Source organism: Pseudomonas sp. 31 R 17, assembly GCF_900004915.1.
In the GTDB taxonomy this organism is placed as follows: Bacteria; Pseudomonadota; Gammaproteobacteria; order Pseudomonadales; family Pseudomonadaceae; genus Aquipseudomonas; species Aquipseudomonas orientalis_A.
In genome coordinates, this window is record NZ_CVTN01000064.1 from 57,133 (window position 1) to 72,943 (window position 15,811).

The 15,811-nt window shown below is 59.9% G+C and carries 12 protein-coding genes; 3 read left to right on the forward strand and 9 right to left on the reverse strand.

Features of this window, described 5'->3' with window-relative positions:
* Window positions 1-79: 79 nt before the first annotated feature.
* The 3 genes from hutU to hutC all read right to left on the reverse strand — a co-directional run bounded on the left by hutU (window position 80) and on the right by hutC (window position 3,428).
* Complete coding sequence (gene hutU / locus BFP89_RS12120) at window positions 80-1,768, reverse strand: urocanate hydratase (protein ID WP_065885739.1); 1,689 nt, start codon at window positions 1,766-1,768, stop codon at window positions 80-82.
* Between the two features lie 392 nt (window positions 1,769-2,160).
* Entirely contained in the window at window positions 2,161-2,721 is a 561-nt protein-coding gene (locus BFP89_RS12125; protein WP_065885740.1) for a HutD/Ves family protein, read from the reverse strand.
* Window positions 2,718-3,428 carry a histidine utilization repressor gene (hutC, locus tag BFP89_RS12130; protein ID WP_170827588.1) on the reverse strand — a complete coding sequence of 237 codons (711 nt, stop codon included), beginning with the start codon at window positions 3,426-3,428 and terminating at the stop codon, window positions 2,718-2,720. The genes BFP89_RS12125 and hutC overlap by 4 nt, the downstream gene beginning before the upstream one ends.
* A gap of 147 nt (window positions 3,429-3,575) precedes the next feature.
* Here hutC and BFP89_RS12135 point away from each other — a divergent pair, with 147 nt between their 5' ends.
* Entirely contained in the window at window positions 3,576-4,940 is a 1,365-nt protein-coding gene (locus BFP89_RS12135) for a formimidoylglutamate deiminase (RefSeq protein WP_065885742.1), read from the forward strand.
* A gap of 52 nt (window positions 4,941-4,992) precedes the next feature.
* Here BFP89_RS12135 and BFP89_RS12140 read toward each other — a convergent pair whose 3' ends face one another.
* The 4 genes from BFP89_RS12140 to BFP89_RS12155 form a co-directional block, all read right to left on the reverse strand.
* Window positions 4,993-5,562, reverse strand: a complete 570-nt coding sequence (locus BFP89_RS12140; protein WP_065885743.1) for a lipocalin family protein — start codon at window positions 5,560-5,562, stop codon at window positions 4,993-4,995.
* Window positions 5,563-5,592: 30 nt separating this feature from the next.
* Complete coding sequence (locus tag BFP89_RS12145) at window positions 5,593-5,847, reverse strand: lipoprotein (protein WP_033897714.1); 255 nt, start codon at window positions 5,845-5,847, stop codon at window positions 5,593-5,595.
* A gap of 207 nt (window positions 5,848-6,054) precedes the next feature.
* The gene (locus BFP89_RS12150; protein WP_065885744.1) at window positions 6,055-7,062 is read right to left on the reverse strand and encodes a class 1 fructose-bisphosphatase; all 1,008 of its coding nucleotides are present in this window, start codon (window positions 7,060-7,062) and stop codon (window positions 6,055-6,057) included.
* Between the two features lie 247 nt (window positions 7,063-7,309).
* The gene (locus BFP89_RS12155; protein ID WP_065885745.1) at window positions 7,310-9,760 is read right to left on the reverse strand and encodes a glycogen/starch/alpha-glucan phosphorylase; all 2,451 of its coding nucleotides are present in this window, start codon (window positions 9,758-9,760) and stop codon (window positions 7,310-7,312) included.
* A 228-nt stretch (window positions 9,761-9,988) separates the two neighbouring features.
* On the opposite strand from BFP89_RS12155, the gene BFP89_RS12160 reads away from it, so the two are divergent.
* On the forward strand, window positions 9,989-10,423 hold the full coding sequence (locus tag BFP89_RS12160) for a YkgJ family cysteine cluster protein (protein ID WP_065885746.1): 435 nt from the start codon (window positions 9,989-9,991) through the stop codon (window positions 10,421-10,423).
* A gap of 193 nt (window positions 10,424-10,616) precedes the next feature.
* Here the strand turns inward: BFP89_RS12160 and typA are convergent, their stop codons facing one another.
* Window positions 10,617-12,437 (reverse strand): translational GTPase TypA, encoded by a 1,821-nt coding sequence (typA, locus tag BFP89_RS12165; protein WP_017478180.1) that lies wholly within the window; start codon window positions 12,435-12,437, stop codon window positions 10,617-10,619.
* A gap of 139 nt (window positions 12,438-12,576) precedes the next feature.
* On the reverse strand, window positions 12,577-14,031 hold the full coding sequence (thiI, locus tag BFP89_RS12170) for a tRNA uracil 4-sulfurtransferase ThiI (RefSeq protein ID WP_065885747.1): 1,455 nt from the start codon (window positions 14,029-14,031) through the stop codon (window positions 12,577-12,579).
* Between the two features lie 333 nt (window positions 14,032-14,364).
* On the opposite strand from thiI, the gene glnA reads away from it, so the two are divergent.
* Window positions 14,365-15,771 (forward strand): glutamate--ammonia ligase, encoded by a 1,407-nt coding sequence (gene glnA / locus BFP89_RS12175; protein ID WP_065885748.1) that lies wholly within the window; start codon window positions 14,365-14,367, stop codon window positions 15,769-15,771.
* The last annotated feature ends 40 nt before the right edge of the window (window positions 15,772-15,811 follow it).

Genomic DNA, 15,811 nt, shown 5'->3' on the forward strand with positions numbered 1-15,811 from the left:
GCTCGCGAAAAACGTACATTCAACGCAGCGATATGCCTGGAATACCTTCGCGAGCAAGCTCGCTCCTACAGTGAGTGCGTCAGCCGTTGATCATCGGCAGATTCAGGCCCTGTTCCCTGGCGCAATCGATCGCGATCTGGTAACCCGCATCCGCGTGACGCATCACCCCGGTCGCCGGGTCGTTATGCAGTACGCGCGCAATGCGTTCGGCCGCTTCGTCGGTGCCGTCACACACGATCACCATGCCCGAGTGCTGCGAGAAGCCCATGCCGACGCCGCCACCGTGGTGCAACGAAACCCAGGTCGCGCCGCTGGCGGTGTTGAGCAAGGCGTTGAGCAGCGGCCAGTCGGACACGGCGTCGGAGCCATCCTGCATGGATTCGGTTTCGCGGTTCGGGCTCGCGACCGAGCCGGAGTCGAGATGGTCACGGCCGATCACCACCGGTGCCGACAATTCGCCGCTGCGCACCATTTCGTTGAAGGCCAGGCCGAGCTTGGCGCGCTGGCCCAGGCCAACCCAGCAGATACGTGCCGGCAAACCCTGGAAGCTGATGCGTTCGCGGGCCATGTCCAGCCAGTTGTGCAGGTGGGCGTCGTCCGGGATCAGTTCTTTGACTTTGGCGTCGGTCTTGTAGATGTCCTGCGGGTCACCGGACAGCGCCGCCCAACGGAACGGGCCGATGCCACGGCAGAACAGCGGGCGGATGTAGGCCGGTACGAAACCCGGGAAGTCGAAGGCATTTTCCACGCCTTCTTCCTGGGCCATCTGACGGATGTTGTTGCCGTAGTCGAACGTCGGGATGCCCTGCTTCTGGAACTCCAGCATGGCTTTGACGTGCACGGCCATCGACTGCTTGGCGGCCTTGATCACGGCGGCGGGTTCGGTCTTGGCGCGGGCGCGGTACTCGTCCCAGGTCCAGCCGGCCGGCAGGTAGCCGTTGAGCGGGTCGTGGGCGCTGGTCTGGTCGGTGACCATGTCCGGGCGCACGCCACGCTTGACCAGCTCAGGCAAAATTTCGGCGGCGTTGCCCAGCAGGGCGATGGAGATGGCTTTGCCTTCCTGGGTGTACTTGGCGATGCGCGCCAGGGCGTCGTCGAGGTCAGTGGCTTGCTCGTCGACATAGCGGCTGTTCAAGCGGAAATCGATGCTGACCTGCTGGCACTCGATGTTCAACGAGCAGGCACCGGCCAGGGTCGCGGCCAGCGGTTGCGCGCCACCCATGCCGCCCAGACCTGCGGTGAGCACCCAGCGGCCCTTGAGATTCGAATCGTAATGCTGGCGACCGGCTTCGACGAAGGTTTCGTAGGTGCCCTGGACGATGCCCTGGCTGCCGATATAGATCCAGCTGCCGGCGGTCATCTGGCCGTACATGGCCAGGCCCTTGGCATCCAGTTCGTTGAAGTGTTCCCAACTGGCCCAGTGCGGCACCAGGTTGGAGTTGGCGATCAATACGCGCGGGGCGTTGCTGTGGGTCTTGAACACGCCGACCGGCTTGCCCGATTGCACCAGCAGGGTTTCGTCGTCATTGAGGTGGGTGAGGCTCTCGACGATCTGGTCGTAGCATTCCCAGTTGCGCGCCGCACGACCAATACCGCCGTATACCACCAGTTCCTTGGGGTTCTCGGCCACTTGCGGGTCGAGGTTGTTCATCAACATGCGCAGCGGCGCTTCGGTCAGCCAGCTTTTGGCGGTGAGCGTGTTACCGCGGGCGGCGCGGATTTCGACGTCACGGTATTTTGTAGGCCTTGCTTTCGAAAAATCGGTCACAACTGGACTCCTCGGCGATCGATGCGCGGACTTGGACGGTGCGAAGAAGAGTCTTACGCACACACCTTTACTTGTATGTACAAGCATATGCAATCGAGCGGCCAACTTTCCGCGAGAGGGGCTTGGATTTTTTTGCACAGCGCGCGGGAGCCATGGAAATTAAGGCTTCCAGGCTTGATGAAATTTCTTACAGAGGAATTTACGACGGGGGAAAGGTAGTCACGACAGCATGGCTTTGCGTCACGCTGGGGCATTCGGTAACAAATTGGTGCACAGGTTGGAAACGCCGCAGAAACAAATGTGGGAGGGGGCTTGCCCCCGATTGCAGAGTGTCAGCCACCAGATCTTTGGCTGATACACCGCTATCGGGGGCAAGCCCCCTCCCACATGTTTTAACCGCGCTGTGTCAGTTCGATGATGCAGCAGCGACCACTGACCGAGATATCCAGCAAGCCGGTGTTACCGTCCACTTGCAGGCAATCGTGATGGCCGAGTTTCTCGCCCAGCACCTTCACCTCATCGGCAACGCTGAACACCAGCACCGTCCGGGCCGTGCTGAAAAAGCGTTGCACGCCATCCACCCACTGCAAGCGCGCCTGGTAACGCTCAGGCGAGTAGATCAGGTTGAAATCGCGGATCGGCCCGGTGATCAAGCGGCACGACACCTGGCTGTCGCCGGCGAAGGCGAACGGCTGCAGCGGTAACAAACCGCGCTGCTCCTCACCGTCGACGGTCAACACCATGCCCGCGCCCTTGATCACCGTAATCACGCGCTGGTAACCGGCGAAGGTGGAAAACCCGCCCGACTCGGCAATATCGGCAATCGACAGGCGCCAGCCGAAACCCTCAAGGCCGGTGCCCGCGTCGCGGGTGATTTCTTCGGTACTGCCGCCGCCGTTCTTCCACGGCATGCGCACATAGTCGGCGGCGCGCCAGACGTTGACTGAACTCATTTACTGAAGCGTCCTTCGAGGCTGTGACGGGAACCGGGGTGAATCAGGCGCGCGGCCGTGACCGGCTGGCGGCCGGACCAGGTGCGCCGGCGAATCAGCAGGCAGGGCTCGCCCGCTTCGATCTGCAGCAGCTTGCATTCGGCGGCATCGGCGAGGATCGCTTCAACCACGTGCTCGCCTTCGGTCAGCGGAGCGACCTGGTTGAGGTAGGCGTAGGGCGTTTGCTGGGTGAAATCCTGCTGCAAGTATTCCGGGGCGACCAGCGCGTTGACGAAACGGTCTTCGATCTGCACCGGAATGTCGTTTTCGAAATGCACGATCAACGAGTGAAACACCCGCCCGCCTTCGCGCATTTCCAGGGCGACGGCACGTTCGGAACCGGCCGCTTCCTCGCCCAGGGTAATGACCTGGCACGTATGGCGATGGCCGCGGGAGGCGATCTCATCGGCAATGTTGTGCACTTCAAACAGCGCCGACTGACTCTTGGGCTCGGCGACGAACGTCCCCACACCCTGCATGCGCACCAGCAACCCTTCGGCCGTCAGCTCACGCAACGCGCGGTTGATGGTCATGCGGCTGAAGCCCAGTTGGCTGACCAGCTCGCTCTCCGACGGCACGCGGTAATGGGGCGGCCAGTTGCCGTTGAGGATCTGCTGGCTGATCATCTGTTTGACGCGGGCATACAAGGGCGCCGGACTTTCGTCCATGTGGGCAGCCAGCGAAGACTTGGCAGGCGGAGTCGGCACGAGGAATCCTTGCAGGGGAAAAAGATGCATAGATTGCCGGAGTTTACCGAGCAGGCAAACGTCTGTATATGTATATACAAATAAACACACGACCGGGGTGACTTGATCATGTCTGCTTTCTTCGCCGAACGCGCGCTGCTGCCTGATGGATGGGCCAATGATGTACGTCTTGAAATCAGCGCCGATGGGCGGCTGACGAAGGTAGAGGCCAATGCCACGGCAGACGGCGCCGAGCGGCTCAGGGGGCCGGTACTGGCCGGCATGCCGAACCTGCATTCCCACGCCTTCCAGCGCGCCATGGCGGGCCTGGCTGAAGTGGCAGGCAATCCGAACGACAGTTTCTGGACCTGGCGCGACCTGATGTACCGCATGGTCGGCAAAATCAGCCCGGACCAGTTGCAGATCATCGCCCGGCAGCTGTACATCGAAATGCTCAAGGCCGGCTACACCTCGGTGGCCGAGTTTCACTATGTACACCACGACGTCAGCGGCCAGCCCTATGCCGACCGCACAGAGCTGTCGCGCCAGATCAGCCAGGCAGCCGCCAGCAGCGGGATCGGCCTGACCCTGCTGCCGGTGCTTTATACGCATTCGGGGTTCGGTGGCCAGGCCCCCAACGACGGGCAGCGCCGGTTTATCAACAGCACCGAACACTATCTCGACCTGCAGGCGCGCCTGCAGCCGATACTCGCCGCGCAGCCTGCGCAGCACCTGGGCCTGTGTTTCCACTCCCTGCGGGCAGTCACGCCCGAACAGATCAAGCAAGTGCTGGCCGCCAGCGACACGGCTTGTCCGGTGCACATCCACATTGCCGAACAGCAAAAGGAAGTCGACGACTGCCTGGCCTGGAGCGGCAAACGCCCATTGCAGTGGCTGTATGACAATGTCGACGTGAATGAACGCTGGTGCCTGGTTCATGCCACTCATGCCGACTCCGACGAAGTGACGCGCATGGCCAGGAGCCGGGCGATTGCCGGTTTGTGCCTGACCACCGAAGCCAACCTGGGCGATGGCATTTTCCCGGCAGTGGATTTTCTGGCCCAGGGCGGCCGCATGGGTATCGGCTCCGACAGCCATGTATCACTGAGCGTGGTGGAAGAATTGCGCTGGCTGGAATACGGCCAGCGCCTGCGCGATCAACGGCGCAATCGTCTGTATCGCGACGACCAGCCGATGGTGGGCCGCACGCTGTTCGATGCGGCACTGGACGGTGGCGCCCAAGCGCTGGGGCAGCCGGTTGGCCGCCTGGAGGTGGGCAAGCGTGCGGACTGGATCGTGCTGGACGGTAACGATCCGTACCTGGCCACGGCCAGTGAGGACGGGATTCTCAATCGCTGGCTGTTTGCCGGTGGTGATCGGCAGGTACGTGATGTGCTGGTCAACGGCCAGTGGGTGGTGCGCGATGGGCATCATGCTGGCGAAGAAGACAGCAGCCGGGCATTCACCCAGGTCTTGAGGGATTTGTTGAGCTAAAGGCCACCATCTAACCAATGTGGGAGGGGGCAAGCCCCCTCCCACATTTTGATTACTGCGAACTCTTCGCCATCTGCTTATCTGGAGTACGGAAGATCAACCGCGTCGTGTCATACCCCTGCTGCCGCGCCCTGCTCAGCAGGTCTTCACGAGTTTCGGCGCTCACCGTCGGCGTACGCGACAGGATCCACATGTAACGCCGGCTAGGGCTGCCGACGATGGCCGTCTTGTAGTCATCGCTGACATACAGCACCCAGTAATCGCCCTTGGCGACGCCGGGCAGTAACGACGTAAACCAGTTGTCGAATTCCACCCAGAGCTTGTCGGTCTTGCCCGGCACCTGCGGCGTGGCCGTGCCTTTGGCTTCCTGCCATTTCCATTCAGGCGTCAGGCAGCGGTTGAACACCGACATGTCGCCATCGGGCAGCAAGGTGTAGCGCGCTTCGGACTGCGCACAGTTGCGCTGGAAGTACATTGGCAAGCGGGCCAGCTCATACCAGGTGCCCTGGTAACGCTTGAGATTGACGTGACTCGCGGTCTTGGGTTGCAGATCATCGCCAGAATGGCTGGCACAGCCCGCCAAAAACAGGCTGGCGCAAAGGAACACAACAAAACGCATCATTCTTCTTCTCCCGTAGGCTCGCGCCCCGGTTTACTTCAGGCCTTGCCCGGAAAACATCAGAACCTTGTCACCGGCATACTGCACGCTGATAAAGCTGTTTTTATCGCCCCAGGTGCAACTGGACATGCCCAGTGCGCCGGAACAATCGGTCGGCTTGCCCAGCAACGACTCCACCTCGGCCTTGGCCATGCCGGCCGACAGCTTCTGGTAATTTTCTTGGTTGACCTTGCTGCAAGCGGCCAACAGCACGCAAAAAGCCAGCAGGGCGAGACGGCGTAAAGACATGGAAAAAGCTCCTGGAGAGACAAAGCAGCTGGGGTATCTGCCAGAAGCTTAGAAGGGAAAAGAGGTGTCTGGTTCCCGACGAACGAAAACAAAAAAGCCCCGAAAACGCTGAAACGTTTCGGGGCTTTTTCAAGAAGAACGTTAATGATAACGCGGGCTGTCTGGATGCCCGCGTTGCCTGTCAGCTTTTCGCGAGCAAGCTCGCGCCTACTTGTGATAAGCCGTCACACGCTCAACTTCTTCCTTCGAACCCAGGAACACCGCCACCCGCTGGTGCAGGCCTTCGGGCTGGATGTCGAGGATGCGCTGGTGGCCGTCAGTGGACGCACCGCCCGCCTGCTCAACCAGGAACGACATCGGGTTGGCTTCGTACATCAGGCGCAGCTTGCCCGGCTTGGAAGGCTCGCGGCTGTCACGTGGGTACATGAACAGGCCGCCACGGGTCAGGATGCGGTGCACGTCGGCCACCATGGCCGCGACCCAGCGCATGTTGAAGTTTTTCTTCAACGGGCCTTCTTCGCCTTCCATCAATTCGTTGACATAGCGTTTCACCGGCTCTTCCCAGTGACGCTGGTTGGACATGTTGATCGCGAATTCCTGGGTGGAGGCAGGAATGGAGATATCTTCGTGGGTGAGTACGAAGCTGCCCATTTCGCGGTCCAGGGTGAAGCCCTTGACGCCATCGCCCAGGGTCAGGACCAGCATGGTCTGCGGGCCGTAGATCGCGTAACCGGCGGCGACCTGCTCAGTGCCGGGCTGCAGGAAGGCCTTTTCGTTCAGGGCTTCGTTCTGGCTCAGGTATTCGTTCGGGCAACGCAGTACCGAGAAGATGGTGCCGACCGGGGCGTTGATGTCGATGTTGGACGAGCCGTCCAGTGGGTCGAATACCAGCAGGTACGCGCCTTTAGGATATTTACCCGGGATCTGGTAGGCATTGTCCATTTCTTCGGACGCCATGCCGGCCAGGTGACCGCCCCATTCGTTGGCTTCGAGCAGGATCTCGTTGGAGATGACGTCGAGCTTCTTCTGCACTTCGCCCTGCACGTTTTCAGTGCCCATGCTGCCCAGGACACCACCCAGTGCGCCTTTGGACACGGCGTGGCTGATTTCCTTACAGGCACGCGCCACCACTTCGATAAGGAAGCGCAGATCGGCAGGCGTGTTGTTGCTGCGGGTCTGCTCGATCAAATAGCGACTCAAGGTAACGCGGGACATGGAAGGCTCCGGAGAATGGGGGGCTGAAAACCCGCGCAGTTTAACGCGAGTCGGGGCGTATTTCCTCTAATCAGAGGATTTAACGCCAATAGAGTTCACGGCTTGGCGCAACGGGCCGCGCTGTATTTACGCAGAACCCAATGTGGGAGGGGGCTTGCCCCCGATAGCGGTGTGCCAGTCGACACCTGTGTAAACTGACACTGCGCAATCGGGGGCAAGCCCCCTCCCACATGTTGTATTGCGCTGGCTAGTCGAGGGCTTTCCAGATTTCGGTGGCGTATTCGCGGATGGTACGGTCCGAGCTGAACCAGCCCATCCGCGCCGTGTTCAACACCGCCGAGCGCCACCAGGCCTTGGAGTCGTGCCAATGCGCTTCGACCCGCGCCTGGGCGTCCCAGTAGGAGTCGAAGTCGGCACACACCAGGAAGCGGTCGTAGTCGATCAGCCCGTCGATCAACCCCACATACCGGCCCGGATCATCCGGCGAGAACACCCCGCCACGGATCGCTTGCAGCACATCGCTCAACCGATGGGACGCGGCAATATCGGGCCCTGCATTGAATTCGCCGGCATGCTTGCGGGCTTCTACCTGCTGGGCACTGAGACCAAAGATGAACATGTGCTCGGCGCCCACGCGCTCGTGCATCTCCACGTTGGCGCCGTCCATGGTGCCGATGGTCAGCGCACCGTTGAGGCCGAACTTCATGTTGCTGGTACCCGACGCCTCGAAACCGGCGGTGGAAATCTGCTCCGACAAATCCGCCGCCGGAATGATGCTTTCCGCCAGGCTGACGTTGTAGTTGGGCAGGAACACCACCTTGAGCAGGTCGCGCACGGTCGGGTCGTTGTTGACGGTGCGGGCGATGTCGTTGGTCAGCTTGATGATCAGCTTGGCCTGGTGATAACTCGCCGCCGCCTTGCCGGCGAAGATTTTCACCCGCGGCACCCAATCGACTTCCGGCTCGGCGCGGATCGCCTGGTACAGCGCCACGGTGTGCAGCAGGTTGAGCAACTGACGCTTGTATTCGTGAATCCGCTTGACCTGCACGTCGAACATTGCCGCCGGGTTCACCGAAATACCCAGGCGCTCATGGATGATGTCGGCCAGCGCGCGCTTGCTGTGCAGGCGTTGGTCGGCGAAGGCTTTGCGGAAGGTCTGCTTCTCGGCGAAGGTTTCCAGCTCGCCCAGGCGCGTTTCCATGGTGTCGAGAATGTCCGGGCCCAGCGCGTCCACCAGCATCGACGTGAGCTTGGGATTAGCCTGGTACAGCCAGCGACGGAAGGTGATGCCGTTGGTTTTGTTGTTGATGCGCTCCGGGTAGAGCTTATGCAGCTCGGAAAACACCGTGCTGCGCATCAGTTGAGTGTGCAGCCCGGACACACCGTTGACACTGTGGGAACCGAGGAACGCCAGGTTGCCCATGCGTACCCGACGGCCGTTGTCCTCTTCAATCAATGACACCGCGCGCAGCACGTCGAAGTCATGAATGCCTTTGGCGCGCAGCGAGTCGATGTGCCGGGCGTTGATCAGGTAGATGATCTGCATGTGCCGCGGCAGCATGCGTTCCATCAAGCCGACAGGCCATGTTTCCAACGCCTCGGGCAACAAGGTGTGGTTGGTGTAGGAAAGCGTTTCGACGGTGACGTCCCACGCGGCCTCCCACGGGATGTCGTGCAGGTCGACCAATTGGCGCATCAACTCGGCCACGGCGATGGACGGGTGGGTGTCGTTGAGCTGGATGGCCGCGTGTTCGCCCAGGCTCAGCACCGTGCCGTGCATGTTCTTGTGGCGGCGCAGCAAGTCTTGCAACGAGGCGGACACGAAGAAGTATTCCTGACGCAGGCGCAGCTCCTGCCCCGCTTCGGTGCTGTCGGCCGGGTAAAGCACGCGGGAGATGCTTTCGGCGCGGGCCACCTCGGCCACGGCGCCCAAGTGGTCACCGGCGTTGAAGCGTTCCAGGTGCAGGTCTTCCACCGCGCGGGCACGCCACAGGCGCAGTGTGTTGACGCTGGCGCCACGCCAGCCGACTACCGGGGTGTCATAGGCCACTGCGCGTACGGTTTCGCTGGGCGACCACACCTGAATCATCTTGCCGGACGCGTCCGCCAGGGTTTCCACGCTGCCGCCGAAACCGATCGGGTAGATCACTTCGGCGCGTTCGAACTCCCACGGGTTGCCGAAATCCAGCCAGCGTTCGGTCTGCTCCTGCTGCCAGCCATCGACAATTGCCTGGCGGAACAAGCCGTGCTCGTAACGAATGCCATAACCGTGACCGGCAATGCCCAGGGTCGACATACTTTCCATGAAGCACGCCGCCAGGCGGCCCAGGCCACCGTTGCCAAGCGCCGCGTCGGGTTCGAGCAGGCGGATGCGCTCAAGGTCGACGCCAAGCTCGGACAGGGCTTCGCGAGCGATCTCCAACACGCCAAGGTTGCTCAGGCTGTCGTAGAGCAGGCGGCCGATAAGAAATTCCAGCGAGAGGTAATACACGCGCTTCTGGCCTTTGCGGTAGATGCGCCGCGTGTGGTCCATCCAGTGGTCGACCATCTGGTCGCGTGCGGCCAGGGCAATGGCCTCGAACCAGTCATGGTCGAAGGCGTGGTCCGGGTCCTTGCCCACCGCGTAGGTGAGTTTGGTCAAGACGGCATCGCGAAATGCGGCTACCTCTGCTTCTCGTGCAAGTGGTTCCTGAGACATCAATTGCGACCTCGGGCGAGATAGAAGGAGTTGCTAGAGCCTAGACGGTCTGACAGACGGTAGACGCTCTGGTTCGTCAATTTTTTAACTCATTCACGGTTGCGTGAATTTGATGCAGAGGTCGTGCCCGATCGCCGTTCGCGCAGAAACCCTGAAAAGATTGTTCAAAAAACCACCAATCCCGGTATGATCGCGCGCCCGGATACAGCCCCACCTTTTGGAACCCCGATGAAGCCTCAACTGATCGCCGCCGCGGAACTCGACCGTCTCGAGACCTGGCAGAAATATTCCGCCCACATGTGCGGCGGCTGCGTGTCCAGCTGCTGCACGCTGCCGGTCGAAGTGAAGATCAAGGACCTGATCCGCATCGGCATCGTCGATGAGTTCGAGCGCGGCGACCCGCCGAATAACATCGCCAAGCGTTTGCAGAAGGAAGGCATCGTCGAGCGTTACAACAATAAATCCGAGATTTTTACCCTGCAGCGCATGAGCAACAATGATTGCCTGTACCTGGATCGTAAGACGCGCTTCTGCACTATTTATGACAAGCGCCCGGATACCTGCCGCAATCACCCCAAGATCGGGCCACGGCCTGGGTATTGCGCGTACAAGCCGAAAGAAGTGGTGCGCGAGACCAAGTTCAAGACCCTCGATAAGTTCTGATCCGGGGTTTGTGGGGCTCTCAAGGGCCTCATCGGGGGCAAGCCCCCTCCCACATTTTGATCTGTGAACACATTCAAGTGTGGGAGGGGGCTTGCCCCCGATAGGGCCAGTACAGACACCACACAAACAGCAGGCATAAAAAAACGCCCCCGGCCTTTCGACCGGGGGCGTTTTTCATTCAGCCTGAGTTAACTCAGTTCTTGGCTTTCTTGGCAGCGCGGGTACGCTCGCCTTCGTCCAGGATCTTCTTACGCAGGCGGATCGACTTAGGCGTGACTTCGCACAGCTCGTCGTCCTGGATGAATTCCAGGGCCTGTTCCAGGGTGAAGCGAACAGGTGGAACCAGCGCGATGGTTTCGTCTTTGCCCGAAGCACGCATGTTGTCGAGCTTCTTGCCTTTGGTTGGGTTGACGCCCATGTCGTTGTCACGGCTGTTCAGACCAACGATCTGACCGTTGTAGATCTCTTGACCGTGTTCAACGAACAGCTTGCCACGTGCCTGGAGGGTTTCCAGGGAGTAGGTCAGCGCCTTGCCGGTTTCTACCGATACCAGAACACCGTTCTGACGGCCGGACATGTCGCCGGACTTCATGGTGTCGTAGCGATCGAAGATCGAGGTCAGGATGCCAGCACCGTTGGTCAGGGTCAGGAACTGGTTACGGAAACCGATCAGACCGCGAGCAGGGATGTTGTATTCCAGACGTACACGGCCCTTGCCATCCGGCACCATGTTGGTCAGGTCGCCCTTACGCAGGCCCATCTCTTCCATGACCTTGCCCTGGGATTCTTCAGGGGTGTCGATGGTGACGTTTTCGAACGGTTCCTGCTTCACGCCGTCAACCTGACGGATGATCACTTCCGGACGACCAACACCCATTTCGAAGCCTTCGCGACGCATGGTTTCGATCAGTACCGAGAGGTGCAGCTCACCACGGCCGGAGACCTTGAACTTGTCGGCCGAGTCGCCTTCTTCAACGCGCAGTGCAACGTTGTACAGCAGCTCTTTGTCCAGACGCTCCTTGATGTTACGGGAGGTCACGAACTTGCCTTCCTTACCGCAGAACGGCGAGTCGTTCACCTGGAAGGTCATGGAAACGGTTGGCTCGTCAACGGTCAGAGGCTTCATCGCCTCGACGGTGTCCGGCTGGCACAGGGTGTCGGAGATGAACAGCGAGTCCATACCGCTGACGCACACGATGTCGCCGGCGAAGGCTTCTTCAACGTCGATGCGGTGCAGGCCGTGGTGACCCATCAGCTTCAGGATACGACCGTTACGCTTCTTGCCGTCGGCGCCGATAGCGACAACCGGGGTGTTCGGCTTGACGCTGCCACGCGCGATACGGCCAACGCCGATAACACCCAGGAAGCTGTTGTAGTCCAGTGCCGAGATTTGCATCTGGAACGGACCTTCACGGTCAACCTTCGGTGGTGGAACGTGGTCAACGATGGCCTGGTACAGCGGGGTCATGTCTTCGGCCATGGCGGTGTGTTCCAGACCGGCAATGCCGTTCAGGGCCGAGGCGTAGATAACCTGGAAATCCAGTTGCTCTTCGGTAGCGCCGAGGTTGTCGAACAGGTCGAAGATCTGATCCAGAACCCAGTCCGGACGCGCGCCTGGACGGTCAACCTTGTTGATGCACACGATCGGACGCAGGCCGGCTTCGAACGCCTTCTTGGTCACGAAACGGGTTTGCGGCATAGGGCCGTCTTGAGCGTCAACCAGCAGCAGAACGGAGTCAACCATCGACATTACGCGTTCTACTTCGCCGCCGAAGTCGGCGTGGCCCGGGGTGTCCACGATGTTGATGTGGTAGCCGTTCCAGTTGATAGCGGTGTTTTTTGCCAGGATGGTAATACCGCGCTCTTTTTCCTGGTCGTTGGAGTCCATCACGCGCTCGTCGTTGAGCTCGTTGCGCTCCAGGGTGCCGGATTGACGCAGGAGTTTGTCTACCAGGGTGGTTTTACCATGGTCAACGTGAGCAATGATGGCGATGTTACGTAGATTTTCGATCACTTGTGTATCTCGATCAGAGGATTCGGTGTGCTGACAGGTCGTGGCAGCGATTAACAGTAGAGTCAGGCCTTGCCGTTACAGCTTGACGGCAGAGTCGGGGGGCCGGTGACGCAGGCCACAGGCAAACAGCCCCGGGCTCTTAGCTCGGTCGATAAACGCGCACATTGGCATGCCCCTCACTGAGCAAATGGTGGGCATGCAGGCGACTCATCACGCCTTTGTCGCAATACAGCAGGTACTGACGGCTGTCATCCAGTTCCTTGAAACGCGCGTTCAATGCATAAAACGGCAGCGTTTGTACGTCGATGCCAGGAATCTCCAGGGGCTCGTCTTCGGCGGCATCCGGGTGACGGATGTCGACGATGATCTGGCCGGCCAGGGCTTCGCTGACTTCTTCGATCTGCACATCCTGGCCCAGCTCGTCGATGACGCGATCGATCGGGACCAGTTTGGCGTTCTCGAGCGCACGCTCCAGAATCGCCATGTCGAACTGTTGTTCTTCATACTCCACGCGGTTGCGCTTGGCGTGGGTCTTGGGGTTCACCGAAATGACCCCGCAATACTCGGGCATATGCTTGGCAAAGTCGGCGGTGCCGATTTGTTCTGCCAGGTCGATGATGTCCTGCTTGTGGCTGGCGATCAGCGGGCGCAGCACCAGCTTCTCGGTCACGCAGTCGATCAGCGACAGGTTCGGCAACGTCTGGCTGGATACCTGGGAGATCGCTTCACCGGTCACCAGCGCATCGATCTGCAACTGGTCGGCGATCCGGGACGCGGCGCGCAACATCATACGCTTCAAAACTACGCCCATATGACTGTTATCGACTTTGCCGAGAATTTCGCCCAGCACTTCCTCGAAAGGTACGCTTACAAATAGCACGCGCTGGGAGCTGCCGTATTTCTTCCAGATAAAGTGCGCCACTTCCATCACGCCCAATTCGTGTGCACGACCGCCCAGGTTAAAGAAGCAGAAGTGACTCATCAGGCCGCGCCGCATGATCTGGTAGGCCGCGACCGTGGAATCGAAACCGCCGGACATCAACACCAGGGTCTGTTCCAGGGCGCCCAGCGGGTAGCCGCCGATGCTGTCGTGCTGGCTGTGGATCACAAACAACCGTTGGTCGCGAATTTCCATGCGCACTTCAATTTGCGGTGCTTTCAGGGAAATTCCGGCGGCGCCGCACTCGCGACGCAGCTTGCTGCCGACGTATTTCTCCACATCCATGGAGCTGAACGGATGCTTGCCGGCGCGCTTGCAACGCACCGAAAAAATCTTGCCTTCCAGGCTGTCGCCGAAGTGCAATTTGCATTTTTCGGTGATGTCATCGAAGTCGCCCAGCGCGTACTCATCTACCTGCAGGAAATGCGCGATACCCGGCATGCAGCTCAGGCGCTCGGTCATGTCCTTCAAGGCTTTGGCGTCGGTCAGGCGGGTTTCCAGCTCGAGATTGTCCCACACGCCGTTCACCACCACAGCCGGGTCCAGATCGCGGAGCACGGCACGGATGTTCTTGGCCAACTGACGGATGAAACGCATCCGTACCGGTCGGCTCTTGATGGTGATCTCGGGGAAGACTTTTACGATTAATTTCATGGAAACAGCGCGCGCCGGGCCTGCTGAAAAAGGGGGGCGCGGATTATAGCGGAAATCGCTCAAGGTTTAACCAGTTAATATGCATCGCATGTGCAGCGCACCAAAACAGGTCATTTGCACCCAATAACGCTACATTGCGGTGCGTCATTTATCGCCCATTGGCCGTTTGCACCGTTATAGGGGCCATTTTGAAGCAAAAAGACCATGTTGGCGCACTGGCATGCAATTTGCTCTCTTGTGAGGCAGGTTGCCTTGGCGGAGTATCCGCGCCGGCATCACCCAAATTCTAAGGGCTAACTCCACTACCAAGCCCGAAGCCACCCGGAGGACACCATGTCGAAGTCGGTTCAACTCATCAAAGATCATGACGTTAAATGGATTGATCTGCGCTTCACGGACACCAAAGGTACTCAGCACCACGTGACCATGCCGGCTCGCGACGCGCTGGATGATGCTTTCTTCGAAGAAGGCAAGATGTTCGACGGTTCCTCCATCGCCGGCTGGAAAGGCATCGAAGCCTCCGACATGATCCTGATGCCGGACGACAGCACGGCCGTCCTCGACCCGTTCACCGAAGACCCAACCCTGATCATCGTCTGCGACGTGATCGAGCCTTCGACCATGCAAGGCTACGACCGCGACCCACGTGCGATCGCCAAGCGTGCCGAGGAATACCTGAAGTCGACCGGTATCGGCGACACCGTATTCGTGGGCCCGGAGCCAGAATTCTTCATCTTTGATTCGGTCAAGTTCAAGTCCGACATCTCCGGCTCCATGTTCAAAATCTTCTCCGAACAAGGTTCGTGGATGTCCGACCAGGACATCGAAGGCGGCAACAAAGGCCACCGTCCAGGCGTCAAAGGTGGTTACTTCCCGGTTCCGCCGTTCGACCACGACCACGAAATCCGTACCTCCATGTGCAACGCCATGGAAGAGATGGGCCTGGTCATCGAAGTTCACCACCACGAAGTAGCGACTGCCGGCCAGAACGAAATCGGTGTGAAGTTCAACACCCTGGTCGCCAAGGCTGACGAAGTCCAGACCCTGAAGTACTGCGTACACAACGTGGCGGATGCCTACGGCCGTACCGCTACCTTCATGCCCAAGCCGCTGTACGGCGATAACGGTTCGGGTATGCACGTTCACCTGTCCATCGCCAAAGAAGGCAAGAACACCTTCGCCGGCGAAGGTTATGCCGGCCTGTCCGACACCGCCCTGTACTTCATCGGCGGCATCATCAAGCACGGTAAGGCCCTGAACGGCTTCACCAACCCGTCGACCAACTCCTACAAGCGTCTGGTCCCAGGTTTCGAAGCGCCGGTAATGCTGGCCTACTCGGCCCGTAACCGTTCCGCCTCGATCCGTATTCCTTACGTGTCCAGCCCGCGCGCTCGCCGTATCGAAGCCCGCTTCCCGGACCCGGCAGCCAACCCGTACCTGGCCTTCGCTGCGCTGGTCATGGCCGGCCTGGACGGTATCCAGAACAAGATCCACCCTGGCGACGCCGCCGACAAAAACTTGTACGACCTGCCGCCTGAAGAGGCCAAAGAGATCCCACAAGTGTGCGGCAGCCTGAAAGAAGCCCTGGAAGAGCTGGACAAGGGCCGTGCGTTCCTGACCAAGGGCGGCGTGTTCAGCGACGACTTCATCGATGCCTACATCGAGCTCAAAAGCGAAGAAGAAATCAAGGTTCGCACCTTCGTACACCCACTGGAATACGAGCTGTACTACAGCTGCTGATCCGGTAGCGCTGCTTGACGTAGCGTGATGATAAAGACCT